General features: G+C 36.1%; 19 protein-coding genes. 6 read left to right on the top strand and 13 right to left on the bottom strand.

The window, feature by feature from the left end; translation table 11 throughout:
- Positions 1-164 precede the first annotated feature (164 nt).
- The gene (locus ACSVDH_RS27635) at positions 165-2,042 is read left to right on the top strand and encodes a glycoside hydrolase family 15 protein (protein ID WP_439250733.1); all 1,878 of its coding nucleotides are present in this window, start codon (positions 165-167) and stop codon (positions 2,040-2,042) included.
- A 261-nt stretch (positions 2,043-2,303) separates the two neighbouring features.
- Here ACSVDH_RS27635 and ACSVDH_RS27630 read toward each other — a convergent pair whose 3' ends face one another.
- From ACSVDH_RS27630 to ACSVDH_RS27610, 5 genes are all read right to left on the bottom strand, one after another.
- Positions 2,304-2,786, bottom strand: coding sequence for a methylated-DNA--[protein]-cysteine S-methyltransferase (locus ACSVDH_RS27630; RefSeq protein WP_439250732.1), 483 nt, complete (start codon positions 2,784-2,786; stop codon positions 2,304-2,306).
- Positions 2,779-3,687 carry a DNA-3-methyladenine glycosylase family protein gene (locus ACSVDH_RS27625; protein WP_439250731.1) on the bottom strand — a complete coding sequence of 303 codons (909 nt, stop codon included), beginning with the start codon at positions 3,685-3,687 and terminating at the stop codon, positions 2,779-2,781. The genes ACSVDH_RS27630 and ACSVDH_RS27625 overlap by 8 nt, the downstream gene beginning before the upstream one ends.
- A gap of 5 nt (positions 3,688-3,692) precedes the next feature.
- The gene (locus ACSVDH_RS27620) at positions 3,693-4,292 is read right to left on the bottom strand and encodes a bifunctional transcriptional activator/DNA repair enzyme AdaA (protein ID WP_439250730.1); all 600 of its coding nucleotides are present in this window, start codon (positions 4,290-4,292) and stop codon (positions 3,693-3,695) included.
- Positions 4,282-5,052 carry an isocitrate lyase/PEP mutase family protein gene (locus ACSVDH_RS27615; protein ID WP_439250729.1) on the bottom strand — a complete coding sequence of 257 codons (771 nt, stop codon included), beginning with the start codon at positions 5,050-5,052 and terminating at the stop codon, positions 4,282-4,284. Before ACSVDH_RS27615 ends, ACSVDH_RS27620 begins: the two co-directional genes overlap by 11 nt.
- Positions 5,053-5,366: 314 nt before the next feature.
- The gene (locus ACSVDH_RS27610) at positions 5,367-6,038 is read right to left on the bottom strand and encodes an NAD(P)H-dependent oxidoreductase (protein ID WP_439250727.1); all 672 of its coding nucleotides are present in this window, start codon (positions 6,036-6,038) and stop codon (positions 5,367-5,369) included.
- Positions 6,039-6,909: 871 nt separating this feature from the next.
- Between ACSVDH_RS27610 and ACSVDH_RS27605 the strand changes: the two genes are divergently transcribed.
- Positions 6,910-7,110: a cold-shock protein gene (locus ACSVDH_RS27605; protein WP_439250726.1), complete on the top strand. Its 201-nt coding sequence runs from the start codon at positions 6,910-6,912 to the stop codon at positions 7,108-7,110.
- 288 nt (positions 7,111-7,398) lie between these two features.
- On the opposite strand, the gene ACSVDH_RS27600 is transcribed toward ACSVDH_RS27605, so the two are convergent.
- The 7 genes from ACSVDH_RS27600 to ACSVDH_RS27570 all read right to left on the bottom strand — a co-directional run bounded on the left by ACSVDH_RS27600 (position 7,399) and on the right by ACSVDH_RS27570 (position 13,307).
- Positions 7,399-8,415: a DUF4871 domain-containing protein gene (locus tag ACSVDH_RS27600; RefSeq protein ID WP_439250725.1), complete on the bottom strand. Its 1,017-nt coding sequence runs from the start codon at positions 8,413-8,415 to the stop codon at positions 7,399-7,401.
- A gap of 38 nt (positions 8,416-8,453) precedes the next feature.
- Positions 8,454-8,774, bottom strand: coding sequence for a sigma-70 family RNA polymerase sigma factor (locus ACSVDH_RS27595; RefSeq protein ID WP_439250927.1), 321 nt, complete (start codon positions 8,772-8,774; stop codon positions 8,454-8,456).
- Positions 8,775-9,041: 267 nt separating this feature from the next.
- On the bottom strand, positions 9,042-9,554 hold the full coding sequence (locus tag ACSVDH_RS27590) for a DinB family protein (RefSeq protein WP_439250724.1): 513 nt from the start codon (positions 9,552-9,554) through the stop codon (positions 9,042-9,044).
- A 374-nt stretch (positions 9,555-9,928) separates the two neighbouring features.
- Positions 9,929-10,525 carry a TetR/AcrR family transcriptional regulator gene (locus ACSVDH_RS27585; RefSeq protein WP_439250723.1) on the bottom strand — a complete coding sequence of 199 codons (597 nt, stop codon included), beginning with the start codon at positions 10,523-10,525 and terminating at the stop codon, positions 9,929-9,931.
- 59 nt (positions 10,526-10,584) lie between these two features.
- Positions 10,585-11,019 carry a VOC family protein gene (locus tag ACSVDH_RS27580; protein WP_439250722.1) on the bottom strand — a complete coding sequence of 145 codons (435 nt, stop codon included), beginning with the start codon at positions 11,017-11,019 and terminating at the stop codon, positions 10,585-10,587.
- A gap of 339 nt (positions 11,020-11,358) precedes the next feature.
- The gene (locus ACSVDH_RS27575) at positions 11,359-12,693 is read right to left on the bottom strand and encodes an MFS transporter (RefSeq protein WP_439250721.1); all 1,335 of its coding nucleotides are present in this window, start codon (positions 12,691-12,693) and stop codon (positions 11,359-11,361) included.
- A gap of 50 nt (positions 12,694-12,743) precedes the next feature.
- Positions 12,744-13,307 (bottom strand): D-lyxose/D-mannose family sugar isomerase, encoded by a 564-nt coding sequence (locus ACSVDH_RS27570; RefSeq protein WP_439250720.1) that lies wholly within the window; start codon positions 13,305-13,307, stop codon positions 12,744-12,746.
- 239 nt (positions 13,308-13,546) lie between these two features.
- On the opposite strand from ACSVDH_RS27570, the gene ACSVDH_RS27565 reads away from it, so the two are divergent.
- Both ACSVDH_RS27565 and ACSVDH_RS27560 read left to right on the top strand, forming a co-directional pair.
- Complete coding sequence (locus ACSVDH_RS27565; protein WP_439250719.1) at positions 13,547-14,593, top strand: zinc-dependent alcohol dehydrogenase; 1,047 nt, start codon at positions 13,547-13,549, stop codon at positions 14,591-14,593.
- 16 nt (positions 14,594-14,609) lie between these two features.
- Complete coding sequence (locus ACSVDH_RS27560; protein ID WP_439250717.1) at positions 14,610-15,053, top strand: HIT family protein; 444 nt, start codon at positions 14,610-14,612, stop codon at positions 15,051-15,053.
- 265 nt (positions 15,054-15,318) lie between these two features.
- Here the strand turns inward: ACSVDH_RS27560 and ACSVDH_RS27555 are convergent, their stop codons facing one another.
- On the bottom strand, positions 15,319-16,188 hold the full coding sequence (locus ACSVDH_RS27555) for a helix-turn-helix domain-containing protein (RefSeq protein WP_439250716.1): 870 nt from the start codon (positions 16,186-16,188) through the stop codon (positions 15,319-15,321).
- Between the two features lie 1,509 nt (positions 16,189-17,697).
- Here ACSVDH_RS27555 and ACSVDH_RS27550 point away from each other — a divergent pair.
- Both ACSVDH_RS27550 and ACSVDH_RS27545 read left to right on the top strand, forming a co-directional pair.
- Positions 17,698-18,594, top strand: coding sequence for a carbohydrate ABC transporter permease (locus tag ACSVDH_RS27550; protein WP_439250714.1), 897 nt, complete (start codon positions 17,698-17,700; stop codon positions 18,592-18,594).
- A 30-nt stretch (positions 18,595-18,624) separates the two neighbouring features.
- Positions 18,625-19,509: a carbohydrate ABC transporter permease gene (locus ACSVDH_RS27545; protein WP_439250713.1), complete on the top strand. Its 885-nt coding sequence runs from the start codon at positions 18,625-18,627 to the stop codon at positions 19,507-19,509.
- The last annotated feature ends 141 nt before the right edge of the window (positions 19,510-19,650 follow it).

Here is a 19,650-nt window from a genome sequence, read left to right as displayed (position 1 = left end):
GGTTAATTATCTAATCTATCGTCATTGTAGCTAATTCTTGTTTATTACATTAAAATGCTCAGGGACTGACTTCTTCCCATTCTTTCCTCTATTTACAACATAAAAATCCCAAAGATTTAATATTATATTGATGACCTGAATTTTCTCAATGAAGGAGTGAACTGATGCATTATTTTATTGGTAAAAATCAAAATAATCATGCTCCTATTTCAAATGGTAATGTATTAGCTTGGCTTCAGCAATATGATGTTGTATGTCGTCCAGTTGATAAAATAAGTCAACTTTTTTTCGAAAACTTTGACATGTCAAGTTCACTTTTAGATAATTCAGGTTCTTATATACTAGCAAAAGACCAAAATGAGAGAATTTGGTATGATCCATATGGAATCGTTAAAGAAAAGCTGGGACAAATCGGGGAAATTATTTCAATAAATAGCACAAGGTACAGTCATGGCTATGGAATATATGAAGTAGTCTCTCATAAAGGTAATACAGTAGTTAGGACAAAAACATGGGCTCCTCCTAATAGAAACTCTTTTATACGCTCTATCGAAATTAAAACTCTCCGCAGCAATCCTTCAGAAGTATCGATCTTTCCTGTCGTGCATTTAAAAAACATTGTTCAAAGAATTGATAACACCTTTATTTCACGAATTTCTGAAAACCAATGGCTGGCAACCACTGTTTCCCCCTCTGTAGAAGGAATAACAGGCGATATTTCTAAAGCAGTAACTGGAGGTCAGGTAACGATCTTTGAACACAGCTTGCTCCCTGTTCCCTTGGTCTTTACCATTCCCGCTCAAAAGGTCCCAGGTCCAGAATACAGCAAGCCTGTCTTTCAGGTATTTGCAGCAGGTGCTTCTAAAGAGGAAGCCCTTAAAGAATTAGAGAATACATTAGTTCACATTAATCAAAGTGAACAACAAACATTAAAAGAATGGCAAACATGGCACAGTAAAACAGTAAATATCAAAGCACTCCCTCCTAAACTAGAATATTTTTGGAGAGTTAGTAACACGTTAACAAAAATGAGCCTACAAAAAGATGGAACACCTATTATCATTGGATTTAAACCCTATCAAGGCAATGTATGGATTCGTGATAGCTTGTGGATTGCATCTACTTTAGCGCTAGCGGGGCATCATGAAGACGCCGTAAGGGCATTATACGCAACGTTGAGTTATTTAGTAGAACGCCCCGATGGCAATTATTACTTTGCTTATAATGTAGTAACACGTTTACCGAACGAGCATGCTTATGAAAACGATACGACTGGACTCATTTTATATGGAATATGGCAAGTATGGTCGTTGGTAAAAGATCATTCAATCATACTTGATCTGTGGCCAATTATAAGTCAATCTACCGAATGGATTTTGAAAAATCGTGATTCAAGCGGACTTATCTTCCCAGATGCGGGCATTTGGGAAACATTCGGGCCGCATTTAGGAGAAAAATTCGAACATATGACTTGGACATCAGCTATTTCAGCATTTGGATTAATAAGAGCAGCCGAAATGGCTGAAGCTATCTTTGAAAATGAGAAAGCATATCAATTTAAACTAGGTGCCTCTGAATTAATTCAGGCAATTTCTAAGCATAACGTTCATAACGGAATTGTAACTCGATCTTTGGAATCAAGACGATTAGATGCATCTGTTACTCTATTTTTCTCTGAATTTCCTATATTTCCAAAAGAGTGGCTGAAACCGACACTTAAAGCCATTCAGCAAAGACTTGAAGATCCCTTCATTGGAGGTATTTGGAGACATGAGAGTTTAACGACAGAAGAAGGCGATTTAAAACCGTGGGCTGGGCCAACCTTTTGGTTAGGTGAAGCATTCTTAGTTAACAATGATATAAACCAAGCATGGAAATATTTTAACCATAATTACAATAACAGTGCTTTTTGTGGTCTTTTACCCGAATTATTGTACAGCAAAGGCTGTCCAAGAGGGATTGGGATGCCAAGTTATTCTCAATCAGGTGTGATAAGATCACTATTGTTATATAAAAGTTTATATGGCTGGGAGCCATCATAATTTTCTAAAAAATTAACTCAAAAATTTTTACGGAGAAATCTTTTCAAAAGTCATTCCTATTTATAATCCCCCCATTTGCTCCCACTCAGGAGAAAGTAGTTTAACTATTACTTTCTCCTTTAATTAAGTAAAAACCTTATTTACTTATAATAAGGCTCTCCATGACACATCTAAATGAGGTTAATAAATTTTGTATTCCCTGGTAAAAAAACTTATGGTTTTTGCTAGAAAATCGAGAAATGATGGTAAACTTTTCTTGAGTCATGACCTTTTAAAAGATCTTTCATGCTTAAGCAGCCATTCCTTCCTCCATAAACCACCTGCATAGCCGGTTAATTTTCCATTTGAACCGATAATTCGATGACACGGAATCACAATACTTAACTTGTTTTTACCATTTGCACTTCCGACTGCTCTAATGGCTTTTTCATTCCCAATCAAAACAGCAATATCCTTATAGGATCCTGTTTTAGCGTAGGTTATTTTTGTTAAAGCAGTCCACACTGTTTTTTGAAAATTCGTACCCTCAAAGATATAGGAAAACGTAAATTCTTGACGTATACCTTTAAAATATTCATCAAGTTGATCAAAACAATCCATTAAAACCTTGGGAACTTCGTCCTGCATGACATTTTCTGTTTTGTCCCGTTCAGAGAACATGATTGAACAAATACCTTCATCTGTTCCCAATATTTCTATAACTCCAATCGGAGATTCGTAATCTAATTTATGTAGTTTACTCATATAAGGACCTCCATAGATAAAAGGTAGCATATGCTTGCCAACCTTCCCAATTCGTTGACATTTCTCTTATTTCCTCTATTGTTGGTTTTCGCTCAATCCCTAACTGAAGCATTAATGCATGATGAAGGCCAACATCCGCTATTGGAAAAGCAGATGGATAGTGTAAACATTTCATCATCACATAATCTGCCGTCCATGCTCCTATACCTCTAATACTCATTAAAGATTTTTGAATTTGTTGATAATCTTGTTTTTGGAGCAACATTTCTTTTGACAATTCACCACTTGTCATGGCTTTCGCGACACCAATAATATATTCAGCCTTCCTACCAGTAAATTGAAGTTTCCTTAAATCACTCACTTCTATGGATGCAATTTTTGTGAATTCAGGGAATAACCAGAAAGTGTATCCCTCGATAGTATAACTTTCTCCGAATTGTTCCACGAAACGTTTCTTTAATGTATATGCAAATGTTAAATTGATTTGTTGTCCAATAATCGCCCAGGTCAGTGCTTCAAATAGATCTGGAATACATATTATCCGTAAACCATAATATTTAGGGGCAATTTGTTTCAAAATCATATCTTTACTAGCTACTTCATAAAAATCCCCCAACGCTTGATCCAAATCAAACCATTCCCATATATAGGATACTACTTTTTCAAGAGTGCTTATAGATGGGGTACTCATTGGGAATTCAACTTGAATTGAATGTGAGGTGCTTCCTATTTTTAATAAAACCACTTCTCCGTTCACTTTTACCAGTTTATATAAATAACCATCCTTTATTAGATGCATTACTTCCTGCTCAGATCTACCTAAGAAAACTAAACACTCCTTAAAATTAAATTCGGGAGGCGGATAAATCTCAATAGATAAACCTTTATTGATCCATTTCATTTCTGTCATTCCTTATTTAAGAGTGTTCGATATTCACTTGGTGAGGAATTTTTTAAACGTCGAAACACCTTATAAAAATTTGAAGGACTTTGAAATCCGACCTCATAGCAAATCTCAAGGTTCGTTCGATCTGTACTTGTAAGAAGATAAGCCGCTTTATCAACTCGTATTTTTTCCAAATAGGTACGAGGAGTTTCTGAAGTTTCTTGTTTAAATAACCTTTCAAGATAATAAGAACTTACACCAACATGATTTGCAATATCCTGTAATTCAAGCTTTTGTTTATAATGATTTACTAAGAACGCAACGACATTTCTGACAAGTTCAATATGTGGAGAATGATCAGATTCTGGTTGACATCTTTTGCAAGCACGAAAACCAGCTTTTTCAACGTCTTTGATATCATAGAAGAATTCTACATTTATTTTCTTCGGCTTTCTTGATCTACAGGAAGGACGGCAGTAAATTTTGGTTGTTTTCACTGCCGTAAAAAATAACCCATCATATTTACTATCACAAGCAATGATTTTCTCCCACATTTCTTCAAAAGAAAGATTGATATTAGCACCCAATATACTCTCCGTCCTTTCTAGTTTAATTTTCATATAAATGTGAAGTATCCTTAAACTCTACTAATCGCTCCGCATTCTTTTCCAAAAAAGCAATATAATGGTCAGATAGTGCATTTCCAAAACTAAAACGTTTAACACCTAATTCCCTAAGCTTATTACAATTCGTTAGTCCAGGTAAAGATAATACATTAAGTGGTGCATTTACATTCATAGTAATTTTTCTTATCTCATCATGATCGATCAATCCAGGAACAAATATTCCACTAGCTCCACTCTCCACATAGGACTTGGCTCGATCAATAGCCTCCAATAATGATTTTTTGCTCTGTAAATAAGTGTCCGTTCTAGCGTTAATATAAAAATTTTTATAACCATTTTTATCTAGAGCCGATCTAATTTTTGATAAAAGGTTACAGTGCTCCAATATAGCTCTTAACCCTCTTTGTTTTTTTAATGAATCCTCAATATTTATTCCAGCAACTCCAACATCTGCTGTTTTTAAAACATTGTTAACAATTTGTTCCTTGCTATCACCATAGCCTGCCTCAATATCTGCGGTTACAGGTATTTTAACATTTTCTGTAATTTTTTTGATGATTCCAAGATGTTTTTCAAAATCAATTAATTCACCATCAGCATATCCAAGAGAATTAGCAATCCCCCAGCTCGTCGTTCCAATCGCTTTAAATCCCACTTTCTCAAGTGTTAAGGCGGATAGGATATCCCACGCATTTCCTAAAAATAATACTTCCTTTGACGAATGCAGCTCATTGAATTTCTGAATTTTGTTCATTTTATTGCCTCCTAATGGTTGTTGGACCCATTTTAACAAGGAAGCTATCTTCTTTTCGTCCTCATTCTTGCTCTTATGGTCTATGGAAATAAAAAAGAGAAATTTATTCAATTCCTCTTAAAAAACCTCATTTACTTATAATATGGTTTACCGCTATTAATGCTGAACTACATCCTCCACAATCTGGACCTTATATGCAAAATGGGAACTACTCTTTACTAAGGAATAGCTCCCGATCGGAAGATTGTCATAAGGAGAAAGGAGACACGCCTTTGTGAACATGTCCTCTGATGTTGAGAAATATCATTTTAAGTTTATCGCCACTCAACAATCTCATCGAGATTTTGTCTTGTTTTTGGACGTTTGGGATCCTCTTGCCGATATCCGAAAGCGACCATACAGGCTACACCGAAATCGTTGCCGTTAATGATACCCTCATTTTGCAAAATAGTGGTCACCTGCTTTTTATCAAAACCTTCGATCGGACAGGAATCAATACCGATTTGAGCCGCAGCTGTCATCATGTTTCCCAATGCTATGTATGTTTGTTTGCTTGCCCATTCAAAAATGAGACGGTCATTATCTTCGAGTTCTGTTTCGACGAACGATTTGTAGAAACCGGTAAGAACTTGCACAACCTCTTCAGGCATATGATGAATGTCTTTCATCATTTTAATCACGTGTGCCGAATCGTGCCTTAAACCTTCTTTTCTTCTGGCCAATATAACTACAAAATGACTGGCAGTGGGCAGTTGTCCCTGAGCACCGCCGGATACAGATTTTAATTTTTCGCGAAGCCCTGCATCCTGGATCACGACAAATTTCCAGGGCTCCAAGCCTACTGAACTTGGAGATAATCTTCCTGTCTCCAAAATAAAGTGAAAATCTTCATCCGAAATCTTTTTGTTTTTATCAAATGCCTTGCAAGCATGTCTGAACTGGTAAGCTTTTAAAATTTCTTGTTTTTTACTCTCCGTTCCTACCATGTGGAATCAACCTTTCTTTTCTGTTTTTTTGTAAACAGCTTTTTCAGACAATCACTGGATTTATATTTCCTCTGTTTGATAATAGATCTGCTGTTAGAATAACCAATTTTTGGATTGATGTCCATTAAAGTCTCTTCTCATGAACTAGCTTCTTTACAAAACTCCCGTTAATTGAACAACTTATAGATCGATTTTAATTACGAATAATTCCTTTTCTTATTCAAGAATATGGCTCTTTTCAAATATTTACTATAAAAATCATGTCTCAATTTCCCGCTTAGCTGAGCAAGGAGCTTGTGCTTTTCTGTGGTATAATTGTACATATGACATTTGCGGCTGCATATTGAACTCAACGTCAATAGAGGTGAGATAAAATGGATATTACCATCCTGTTAGTTGCACTAATCACTTTCTTATTAATTTTTAAAGGAGTGAAAAAAGGTACTATAACTTTCACTTGTAAAAAAATTATTCTTGGATTGGTTATAACTTTGTTAACAATTAATGTGATAATGTTTTTTATTATGTAGTAAGCTACTTAAAAAGAAAATGTTAATTACTTAGAAATATTTAAAAAAGATTAATTTCCATACTATGTTAAAAAGTTGGTGCTGCTCCAATAGAGTAACTCCTTTTTCTAAGCATAGGAAAAGAATGTACTAACATGGGATTTTCCGTTCACTTTCCAACAAGTGAGCGAAGAAGCCTTTTTTGTTCTTAGACAATAAAAATCCCCACTCAATAATGAGCGGGGGAGGAAAACATGAAACTAGTATTAAAATGGTGAGTATTTAAACTTTTCGCCTTTGATATCTAATTGAGCAAGGATAGTATTAAACAGTGGGTATATTCCACGCAGGAGGCAAAAAACATGCAACAAGGTACAGTAAAATGGTTTAATGCAGAAAAAGGGTTCGGATTTATCGAAGTTGAAGGCGGCAGCGATGTATCCGTTCATTTCTCAGCTATCCAAGGCGAAGGATTTAAATCTTTAGACGAAGGTCAAAAAGTGACTTTTGATGTTGAACAAGGTCAACGTGGACCACAAGCAACGAACGTACACAAAGCATAATGAATGAACAAAGGGACTCTAATTCATTTTAGAGTCCTTTTATTGTTTAGGAAAACTTTTTGTGATCGGCGACAATAAAGTTGTTTAATTTTCATGTAAAACACTTTTTCTATACCAAAACATGCAACAATCGCGCCCTAAATCGGAATAACAATACCTAATCTAAACTAGCTAGTTTAATTAAAGAGAACAATATAATATACCTAAGCACATTTTTTTGTGCAACAAGGGCCAGATTCCTTGTCACCCTCAAGTATAGGGGAACATTATCTCAGTCTTTACGTCCCATCATTTATTAATCTTTAAAACAATTACATCAAATAATTCCCTATCCGCGTAAAGTAAGAATGCCCATTCGCCTCGTTCAGGAATGGTAACAGTTGATGGGGCATGGACATCTGCACCATTATTCTCTCCACCTAGATCAATTGTCCAGCCATTTTTTAAAACGGAATGGACTGTTCTAGAATCTCTGTGAAATCCGACAACGGTTAGTTCTGAAGCGTCTGTACTCCATAGATGCCACATCCATTTTTGACCGGTTAAGCTTGGCATATCTGCACCTATGATACCTGATTGATTTTCATTTCCGATGATGTTTCCAAACGTGGTTGCTTTTCGATTCCAATTGATTTTTTCAAAATGACTTTTTTGAACGTAATCTGGGATATCTTCGGGTAAAGTGACAGCGATTTCTTCTGCTTTTTCAAACACTCTAACAACAACATCACCGTATGCTTTGCCGTCTAAGTATACCTCATACATCCATAAGCCTCCAAAAGGAACTTGGAATGTAACCGTAAATCGCTGTAAACTTGAGTATCCAGTTGATGGTTTAATTATTTTTTTAGGAGATAATACTTGAATTCTTTCACCGGTTTCCTTATGAACGGCAGAAATGGAAAGTTCCTTTCCTTTAAAAGTGTCAAAGGGCTCTTTGAAACTAAAGATATAGCCATATGGAGTTCCTGCTTTTAACTCAGGGTCAAGAAAAATGCTAAATATTAAATTCTGTTTCTCCTTATATTCGTGTCGTTCTTCCCACATATTAAGAGCACTTGGACCACCATTTATCTTTTCATTATTTTGCATGATTAACATCTCAGTCGAAACGAAGAAGGCTAATAAACAGATGGCAAAAGTGGAAATGACGAATATAACTGATTTATTTGGTCTGTTTGACTTCTCTTTTATATCTGTAAGGACTGCTTTCCTAATATTATTTTTTTGAAATTCCGTAAAGTGAACTCCTTTGTGAGTCGTAGAATCCATCGTTTTCCGTAACTGTTTAAGCTTACTCTCCATCATGCTCCCACCTTTCCATCATTTTTTTCAGCTTTACCCTACCTCCTCAATCTTGTTTTGATCGTATTTTGGTTAACACCTAACATCCCATTAATATCTTCAATTGAAAACTCTTCATAATAATAAAGTGTAACTACTTCCCTATATTTCACAGGCAGAGACAATACACACATAGAAAGAAATTCTTCTTCACTGCGTTTCAATAGATCCTTTTCAGGTGACAATTCCTTTGATGGGAAAAGGGTAAAAAGGCTCGAATTCATCACCACTTTTCGAAAAGCCGAACTCTTCAATACATCCTTTGATTTATTAATGGCTAGTCGATAAATCCACGATTTTAATGAAATAATCTCATCTATTTTTTCATAATTCTTGTAGCACGTGATAAATACATCTTGAACAATATCTCTCTGTTCTATATAAACACCTAATTACTTAATACAAATTACCATACTCAAATTCAACTCTATCTTTTTCCACAAAAAAGACACTTACCTTATTACGGATAAGCGCCTTATGGAATAACTGAGTAGCTTCTATTAGGCTGGTTTTGGGAAATAAGAAAAGAATATTTCTATTTCTGTATATTTAACATAAGTAAGGATTATCAGCAGTTAGTAAAAAAACTATTTTTTCGTATTCATTGCATACAAATAAACAACATAATCAGTCATAACCCCAGGATACCCTAACTGTCGCAACATAGCTGTTATATTCCCACGATGATACGTTCCATGATTGACAACATGCTGTACCAATTCAAAAAAATTGGTTTCCAGCCGACCAAAATGAGGATGCTCATAGAAAGTTGCTTGATCGAGATTTCCTTGACGATCGAAAAATTCCGCAAATTGCTCAGATAAGTTAAAATACATCGTTTCCATCTCTTCAATACTTTTTCCTTTTGTTTTCTCTCGCAGTTGTACTCTCAATTCTGCTTTATCAAAACTGATGCCTGACATGACATTCAACCATATAGTATCGGCAATATAAATATGCACTAATACCTCTGAAATGGAAGAGAAAACACTTTGAATCTCCTTGCGATAAATGTCCTGTGGCAGTTCTTTTAAGTACTCAAAAATTCTTTGATTTGCCCAAACGTGATAATCATACAATTGTAATGCATGAGGCTTCACTTGAATTTCCTCCCTAGTCTGAAATTTGTAACCTATATGGGTTATTCTTCATTGATTTTATAGCACCTTTAAAAGAATAGCGTACCATAGTGTTTTCACAACATGGCACGCCTTTTGAAACTTTATTATCACAAAACACTTGAGCGCTTATTCTTGTTCCAGAATCGCTCCCTTGAATAAGCTAATCTTATATTGCATATTTTTAAGGGTCTGACGTAATAAAACATTGTGGTATAATTAACCAAAAATAGGATGTAGAATTTATATAGAATGATATTCTTTAATTTTAGTTCAATACAGTTTATGAATGGTTGTCTTCTGAAAATCTGATTTGAATCCAAATGAATGTGTAAAGCAAAAATGACCTAATTTTGTTACTTTTTTGCTGAATTTTTTAGCCCTTCCAATAGTTTCGTGATCGTAGCAATTGCGTCTTCTAAGGAGTTTTCATCATCTGGATTATTTGCTATCCAAAGGGCTGCTTCATTCATTGCTCCCGACAGACAGTGGGTCAGAGCATCCACAGATATTGGTTTTAAGTATCCTTGATTTTTTAAATCTTGTAATTGCTCGCGCAAATGTCTCATTGAGTTTTGTTCATCCATTAATCTAAAGACATCCCACCCTAAGATTGCAGGACCGTCAATTAAAAGGATTTTCAAGTTCTGTTCTTCAACTGCAGCTGATAAAAAGGCTTGACAGCCAAGTAGTAATTGCTCCCAAGGCTCTTCACTTTTTAAAGCCTCTTTTTCAACCCGTTCTCCAACTTCCTTTTGTACGAGTTCAAAAATGTGAAAAAAAAGTCCCTTTTTATGTTTAAAATGATGATAGAGAGCACCTCTGGTTAAATTTGTCTCTATAACGATATCTTCTAAAGCTGTGTTAGCATATCCTTTTTCTGCAAAATGTTTCCTTGCAATTGAAAGTAATTTCTGAACAGTTGCATCGGTTTTCATTTTATTTTTTCTCATAATATTAAGCCTTCCTAAATTGTGAGCTGTTTTTATACTTGCTGTGTTGGAATCAGTCATTATTTTTCAGACCATATTTTCTCATTAAATTGAGAACGATATGTCTCATCAGGTGGTATGATTTGAATCACATCGATTAAAATGCCATTCGGGTCACTTGTGATGAAATGTCTTTGACCAAAATCTTCATCTTTAATATCCTGGATGATGGGCAATTTTTCACGATGAATTAATCTTTCATACTCGTCATTGACATTATCAACCTCAAAATTAAGAATCAATCCCTGTACTGATTTACGATAATTTGAAGGAATCGTTTCATGGGTTTTGTCAATGATTGCTAATTCGTAAGGGACAGGATTTTCATTCATTTTTAAACTCACATACCAATCTGATTGGAAAACAGGCTTAAATCCAAAATTCATTTCATAAAAATTGGCAGTCGCTTCTAACTTTTCAGTTAAAATAACTGGATAAAAACCATTAACCAACACAACCATCTCCTTGTTTTAGGTTGATTAATTTTAACATACATTCAGTATGTATGTAAAACGATTACGAACCTAAAAATAGGAAGATTACTGTTAGTAGCAATCAAACATGACAGGTAAGTAGATGTTATTCCTTGTCAAGAATTTGCTGAATTGCCGAGTGTAATGACCTCATCAATTAATGTTGGAAAAAGAAAAGGAAACCTCTCGGCTGAACCCCTGGATAATAACCAAGCTTTCTTTGTAGCAATAAAAGGGTTTAGGAAAGAAAAAGGATGCCAGAAGCATCCGAATAAGGCTAGTGAAATATCTCAACTACATAAAGATAGATTTTTTTATTATTTAGTTGGATTCAGCAACCTCATTAGTTACAGACTGCTTTTCATCTGAATAAGTATTTTCTCTTTTTATTAACAGTACTTGAATGGATGTCAATATCAGCATAAGAGCCAAGAACGCTAACCCAAAGGCGATACTGCCAGTAGCATCATTCAACATTCCTATTACATATGGTCCTACAAAGCCACCGAGGTTACCTACCGAATTGATGATGCCAATTCCTACTGCTGCAGCTTCAGCTGCCACAAATGAAGAGGTGAGTGCCCAATACGGCCCAGAAAAACTATACAAGCCAATTGTTGCTACACACATCATTATAATAGCCAGAATGGGATTATGTGATGATACTAATACTCCGATTAATCCTAAACTTCCAACAACAGGCCCGAATGCCGCATGGTATTTTCGTTCCCCTGTCCGATCTGAGCGCCTAGCCATCAAAACCATTGCAATGGCTCCAAGCAGATAAGGAATCATGGTAATGAGCCCTACTTGGGTATTCGTTAAAATACTAGACAGCGATTGAATAATACGAGGCATCCAAAAACTGATACCATACAATCCGACAACGAAGGTAAGGTTAATAGCTGTGAATTTCCATACGATTCGATTTTTAAAGACTTCTTTAAATGAAAGTTTTTTAACATTTATCTTTTTGGCATGTTCTCGCTGCAACTCATTGTTCAGCCAGTTTTTCTCTTCTGATGTTAACCATTTTGCTTGTTCAGGACGGTCATTTAAATAGAAGAGTGTGATAATCCCTAGAATAACGGCTGGTAATCCAGCAATGATGAAGAGCCAGCGCCATCCTGGCATTCCTGCCCAATGAATATTTTCAACAATCCATGTTGAGATTGGAGCACCAAATGCATTCGCAAGCGGTGGTGCTGTCATAAATAGAGCTACAGCCCTTGCACGTTCCTTAGAACGGAACCAGTAGGTAATATACAAGATCATTCCTGGGAAGAAACCTGCTTCTGCCACCCCAAGCAGGAAGCGAAGAATATAAAGATGTGCTGCACTATTCACCCAAGCGGTAATAACGGTTACAATTCCCCACGTAATTAAAATACGGGCAATCCATTTCCTTGCTCCAATGCGCTCTAGAAAGATATTACCTGGGACCTCAAAAAGAAAATACCCTAGAAAAAAGATACCTGCGATAAGACCAAACGCTGTACTAGTTAAATTTAGTGCTTTGTCCATCCCGCCTATAGAAGCATAAGTAATACTAACTCTGTCAACAAAAGCTACCAGATAGGCTATGAACATATAGGGGATGATTCTCCATGCTACTTTTTTTACAGTCCTTGTTTCTAATGTTTCTGCACTTTTCATTTTTTATTTCCTCCTCGTATAGTATTTGCCTTTAAGAAAATAAAAGCTTATTAATCTGTAATCACAGGAATCCTCTTAATTCTAGGATCTGTAAAAATATCATTTTCATCTGTACTAGTGGAAGAGAACTCAGATACAATGGCGCCTTCCTCCCCTGCTTGGAACCAGTGAAGTGTATTAGGCGGTATCGTATATTGCTCACCTGGGCGTAAAATAATTTCGTGCCAAACAGTCAAATGTTCTTCATACTCTTTCGGAACTTTAGCATGAATCACCTGAGGTTTGGGGCCAGGTACATATAAGTAGACAGTTCCTTTCCGGCAACGGAATGTTTCTTCCTTTCCTGGTAAGTTGTTAATAGGTGGATGCAAATGCTCAGGGCATGTTTGACCAGGCAATAAGATAAGTTCTTTAGCACAATAACGATCTGTATTTGCATATACGACTAACTGAAGTCCCAAATCACGTATATTCCCTAATCCGAAGTCTGCTACTTCAAATGATTCTACTTCTTCCTCTGTAAGAACAATATTGGCCTCCTCTAGGTATTTTAAAGATTCAGATTTAATTAACTCATATTCCTGTCTATTCACAACGATTGTAACCCCTTTCATATTTTTGTTTATTGTATCCTGTAAGGATATAGATGGCGATATCTAAAACACACATCTTGTTAACCAAAATTCAGATATTTGCGCAAGAAGTTATAGATAAAGAAATACATGAGTTTTGGAAAAGAATAACTGTATTTTCGATATGGATAGCTTCAACCGTATCACTTAGACTTGAAATTATTAATGACGCTATATACACAAGCGTCCATTAAAAATAATAATATTAGGGGGTTTTATATATGGTAAGAAAAATGACTGTCCCACCAATGGAATTAGTAGAACAGGATGGACTAGACACTCAAATGTGTGCGGTTATGGATGATGTTGGTTCTATTTCTATTAAGAAAGCGCTTATTCCTGAACCTAAGGAAGGAGAAGTAAGGATTAAAGTAAAGTGGGTAGGAATTTGCGGAAGCGACCTAGAGGTGTATAGAGGAGCCCGGGAGCCTGAATTCATTACTTATCCTACTCGATTAGGGCATGAAGTGGCTGGCGTTATCGATAAAGTAGGAGAAAATGTTATGGGGTTAAAAGAAGGAGATCATGTAGCATTACGCTATGTATGGGGGGCATTTGCAGAGTATATCTGCTGTACTCCGTTTGCTGTAAAGGTATTGCCGAAGGATTTCCCTTTAATTGAAGGATCTCTGATTGAGGTATTACCTCCACTACTTCATACAGCTGAACGTGCTGAAATTTCCCCTAACAAAAATGTGTTAATTATGGGGCAGGGGGTAAGCGGACTTGCAATGACACAAGTTATTAACCTGTTTAGTCCCCGAAACCTGGTAGTAACAGATCTATTTGATGAGAAACTTGAGCTCGCTAAAAAGTATGGTGCTACTCATACTTATAAGCTACCTACACCAGAAACCAAAACTATGGACGTTGTAGGTAAAGACTTTCCAGAAGGGTTCGACGTAGTAATCCCATGCTTACTTGAAGGATCAGGAATGGTGGATGCGATTGATGCGGCAGCCCAAAATGGACGAATTGTTATGTATGGTTGTATAGGAACAAGCCATAAGCCAATTGATTTCTTTAAGGTTCATAAGAAACGTCTGGATATTTTATCGACGGAGCCTAAACGGGACATTGATAATAGAAGATTCTTTGAGGAAGGGTTACGTTTAGTCTTAGACGGACTAATTAACACGAAAGAGACTGTTACTCATATCTTCCCTCTAGAAAAAATAGAAGAAGCCTTTGAATTACGCAACGCCCGTAAAGGGGATACTATCCACGTTATGATTGATTGTGAAGCAAAGTCAGATATGAAAGAATAAGGTGCGATGATATAGTATGCATGATTTAGAATGTTTCTATTGTACAAAGAATCAAGATTTACAAAACTTGATGATTGAAATTGCAAAATTGAAAGTCTCTACACTCTATCTTAACAAGGATCAAACTCATAAAGGACGTTGTATCATTGCATTAGACAAGCATGTAACCGAGTTATTTTATTTAAATAAAATTGAGCTTCTTTATTTTATGGATGATGTTTCTAGGGCAGCAGAAATAATCCAAACTACATTTAAACCGAATAAGATAAATTATGCTATCTATGGAGATCTAGTATCACATCTACACTTTCATCTTGTTCCTAAGTATGAAGGATCTTTAGAGTGGGGAGAAGCTTTTAATCATTCACCAAGCGATAAGCAAATTTTGGGCGATGCTGAGTACCGAGCGATGGTTAGCGATCTCCAAACTAATTTGCTGCAGACTAAGACTGTTGTTTAATAAATGGTTATATACAAAGAACCCAGTAATCTAGATTACTGGGTTTCTATTTTACAAGTAAAGAAAGAATATTTGAACTTAGTTTTAGTGTCTAGCTCCAGCGCCTAGCCCCGAAGCACAGGACGTGCAAGTGCAGTCAAGAGATAAGGACGTCGCATTTTTGACTGCCTCTAGGGTCTAGCCACTCATGAATTGAAGGCAAAGAACGCCTTCTATTCATGAGCGTCTTATTTGCCCTAGGCTGATCAAGACGCTTGCACTTTTCTTAGTAAATGGATGGCTGTGAGTCAATGATAAAATCTTGTTCTAAGACAATGTCTTTGCCTACTACGGTCCGCATTTGTTCCCGAATTTGAGTTGGGGGCATTCCTAAGCGTTCACAACATAGTCTTGAAAAATAAGGCGTAGTAAAGCCGACTAACTCAGCAATTTCCGACACAGAGTATGAGGTAAACTCTAAATACTCTTTTGCTTTCTCCAACCGCAGGGATTGCAGATACTGCATAGGTGTAGTGCCTAAATTTTTTTTGAAAAGTTCGATCAAGTAATGCGGATGGAACCCGAAATGAGCAGCCATTTCTTCTAGACTCACTTTGGATTGTAAGTTTTGCTTTAAATACTGTACCATTGGAAATCCTTCATCTGTCTCCCGGACAGGAATCTTTAATTGGTTTTTAAATGAGTTATATTCAGTAATCTTATCTTGTAACATACCTAGTAAAGCGCTTTTAAACCCTACATCTATTTGAAAAGGAAGCAAATTATTTGGATTCTTAAGGTTGGCACTTGAAAGCTGAAACAACTGCTTGAATTCATCTATATTATTTACTTTACAGGCTCCCATTAGATTACTAGATTCAATTAACTGGATTAGATCTTTACTTAATGAAAATTTAGCATCAATAGTAATAGTTTCTTTTGAAAAGTGGAATTCATGAGGAATATTCTTCTCAAAGATATAACAATGGTTGGCTAATACTGGGTAGCTCTGTCCATTTATTTCTATGATTCCTTCACCATCAATGATTAGCTGAAGTTGATAAAAATCATGGGTGTGCATTTTTACACCACTGTTTTTTAAATAGTCAATACGCGCCATCCATAACACTTGCAGCTGACTGTCTCTTACTTTCATACGTTTTGACTCCTTCTCAACAGAATATTTTTATCTTAGCATAATCAAAAAAGAAATTATATTTGATGCAAATAAAAGAAGGGAGAAATCAAATGACATACTCACTTGGTATTGACCTTTGAACTTCTGGGGTAAAGATTGTATTAGCAAGTCCTAAAGGTATGGTTATTAAAGGAAACATCAAAAACATATCCTTTACATTATCCTCAACCAAGCTGGGTGGAGCAACACCCAGATGATTGGTGGGATAGTATTAGAGACCTAATTTCGGCTCTTTTAAAGGCAAAATGCATCTTCTACTTATGAGCGTCCTATTTGCCCAAGGCTGAGCAAGGAGCTTGTGCATTTCTAATTAGACAATAAAAATCCCCATTCAATAATGAATGGGGGAGGAAAACATGAAACTGGTATTAAAATGGTTAGGTAAAGCATAACACACTATTTGTAGATTACCTAATTAAAATTAAAAATAAAGTGTGAACTAGCTTTCTTCTCATTTATCTTCCGCCATTCCTAACTATTTTTTATTACATGTTTGCCCCTACATGATATAAAAAACAATATAAGCAATAGTGAAACCCTCATCTTTCCAGGTGAGGGTATTGTCTTTATTAAAATTGCACTTGATAATACGAACGTCTGTTCTTATAATATTTCTTAAAGGAGCGTGATGTTTATGTATAGTGATCTTGAAAGGAAAATTTTCCGCATTTACTTTAATACGTCAATACATGGTAAAAGTCCTACACTTAAAGAATTAATGCGATGGACTGGAAAATCGGAAGTAGATGTAAAAGAAACTGTGAAGATACTACTGAAAAAAAGCTTATTGGTTAAGGACGAGAAAAATAATTTGATTGCAAATAGGATTAAAGTCAAAGAATTATAAAGCATTTCCATTTAAGTTTAGCCTCCTGCGATTTACTTGTCTTAGGGTTAAATAATCATAGGAGGCTTTATTTTGTATGATCAAATAATAGATAAGAAAAGACTTCAACATCAGGCACTTATATGATTGAAATCTTAAGTGGGATATTGACCAATTAACACATAGTAGTAACAAGCTGCTGCTTCAATGATCTCTACATCCTTCCTCATCGTGTACAGGGAATTTACCCGATGTGTTTCTTATTTGTACAATTCCTGCAAATCCATCTTTCCTTCCGCTGATTTTGTATTCAACTAGCTCCCTCCTTAAAAGCTGTAAACCGCCATGTTTAGACAAACCTCTACAGGTATTTCGAATATTCAGAATCCAATGACATTTTCAATAAAAGTTATGTACAAACAAAAAGTATGTATGTTATACTAACAACTAACAACTATGATAACAAAAATAACAAAATTAAGTGTGAGGGGGAAGGAGATACAATCATTTTTAAAACAGTTTGTTGGGGGATTTTTATTTTTTAAGTTTTGTAACCGTTTGCACTTTGTGGTGGAGACTCAAAAATCGCAAGGGGATCCATGAAAAGGATGGTTCGCTGAACAAAAGGAGGGGGATTGGTTTTGGGGACTTCCATAAGACGGATGTTCAAAAGTAAGACATCCATATTTTATTTGTTTATTTCTCCATGGTTGCTTGGGTTTTTGGTTTTAGCGGCCGGTCCAATGTTGTTTTCGCTCTATATGTCGTTTACCGATTGGAAAATCTTTGGGGGAACAACTTGGGTTGGACTTGAAAACTATAAAACGCTTCTAAACGATCCGCTATTTTGGAAATCATTGTGGAACACGGTTTATTACACGGCGATAGGTGTTCCGCTAGGGCTTGTAGCCGGGTACTTGCTTGCAGTGCTATTAAATCAAAAGGTAAAATTCATGGGTTTTTTCCGAACGATTTTTTATTTGCCGTCCATTGTTCCGGCGGTAGCAAGTTCTCTGTTATGGATACTTATTTTCCAGCCGGAATTTGGCTTAGCGAATGCGATGTTGGATCAATTTAATCTGCCCACCTCAAAATGGCTGCTTAGTGAGACAATGGTGAAACCAGCTCTCATTATTATGAGCTTATGGGGCGTAGGTGGGGGAATGGTGATCTATTTGGCAGGACTTCAGGGAATTCCAACAAGCTTATATGAAGCGGCTGATATTGATGGGGCAGGAAGCTGGAGCAAATTTTGGCATATTACCGTACCGATGTCTTCACATGTCATCTTCTTTAACCTCATCATGGGGATTATTGGCTCGTTTCAAGTGTTTACACAGGCCTATGTGATGAGCAGCGGCGGACCGAACTATGCATCACTATTCTACGTTCTATACCTTTATAATAATGCCTTTGAATATTTCAAAATGGGCTATGCATCTGCACTGGCATGGGTATTGTTTCTCATTGTTCTACTCTTTACATTGCTTCAGTTTAAATTATTTGGAAAAAAAGTCTATTACGAGTTTGATGATTAAAAAGTAGATTTTTAGAAAGGAAGGAGTTATATGGAGAGAGTAGCTGCTGCAACGAATGGCAATGTGGAAATAAAGTATAAAAGCATGTCTAAAACGAAGCGGTTGCAACGTTTTGGAATCTATACTCTATTAATCCTGTTTTCTATTTTATTTATTTTACCGTTTGTTTGGCTGATCAGTACATCGTTGAAGCATGAGGCGCAAGCGATTACCTATCCGCCTACGATTATTCCGACTGATTTTGATTGGGCAAATTATCAGGAAGTCTTTCAAGTTGTTGATTTTCTCAGGTTTTATTGGAATACCATTTTTATTACCTTTTTCACTGTCATTGGGACGATCTTATCGAGCGCGATTGTTGGCTATGCCTTTGCGAGAATCAACGGAAAAGGGCGTAACTTTTGGTTTGTGATTTTGTTAAGTACGATGATGCTGCCGCAGCAAGTGACGATGATTCCGCAATACATCATTTTTTCTAAGCTGGATTGGGTCAATACCTTTTTGCCATTAATTGTTCCAGCGTTTTTAGGGAATGCCTTTTTTATCTTCCTGCTGAGACAGTTTTTCAAAACGATTCCACGTGAATTAGAGGAGTCTGCCATCTTAGATGGATGTAACACATTTGGTGTCTTTTGGCGCATTGTCCTTCCACTATCGAAGCCGGCGCTGATTACGGTTGCCATTCTAAGTTTTATGTGGACATGGAATGACTTTATGAATCCTTTAATCTATTTGAATGACCCAAATAAATATACCCTGGCACTTGGCATTCAAATGTTTAATGGACAATTGAATATGCTTTGGGGTCCAATGATGGCTGCAAGTACTTTGGTGATACTGCCACTGATTCTCTTATTCTTCTTTGCTCAAAAACATTTTATTGAAGGAATTGCTTTATCGGGCATTAAAGGGTAGTTGGGACTGTCTCCGAAGCCCCATTTTATCAGCGTTCGCCGATAAATTTAGAATTTCGCTGATAAATTTAGAAATACGCCGATAAATAAAAAAAAGCGCCGATAAAATTAGAAATACGCCGATAAATAAAAAAAGCGCCGA

It is taken from the genome of Metabacillus sp. Hm71 (assembly GCF_051842955.2).
In the GTDB taxonomy this organism is placed as follows: Bacteria; Bacillota; Bacilli; order Bacillales; family Bacillaceae; genus Metabacillus.
Note: the sequence above shows the minus strand (reverse complement) of the source record. Positions and strands in the feature narration are given on the sequence as shown.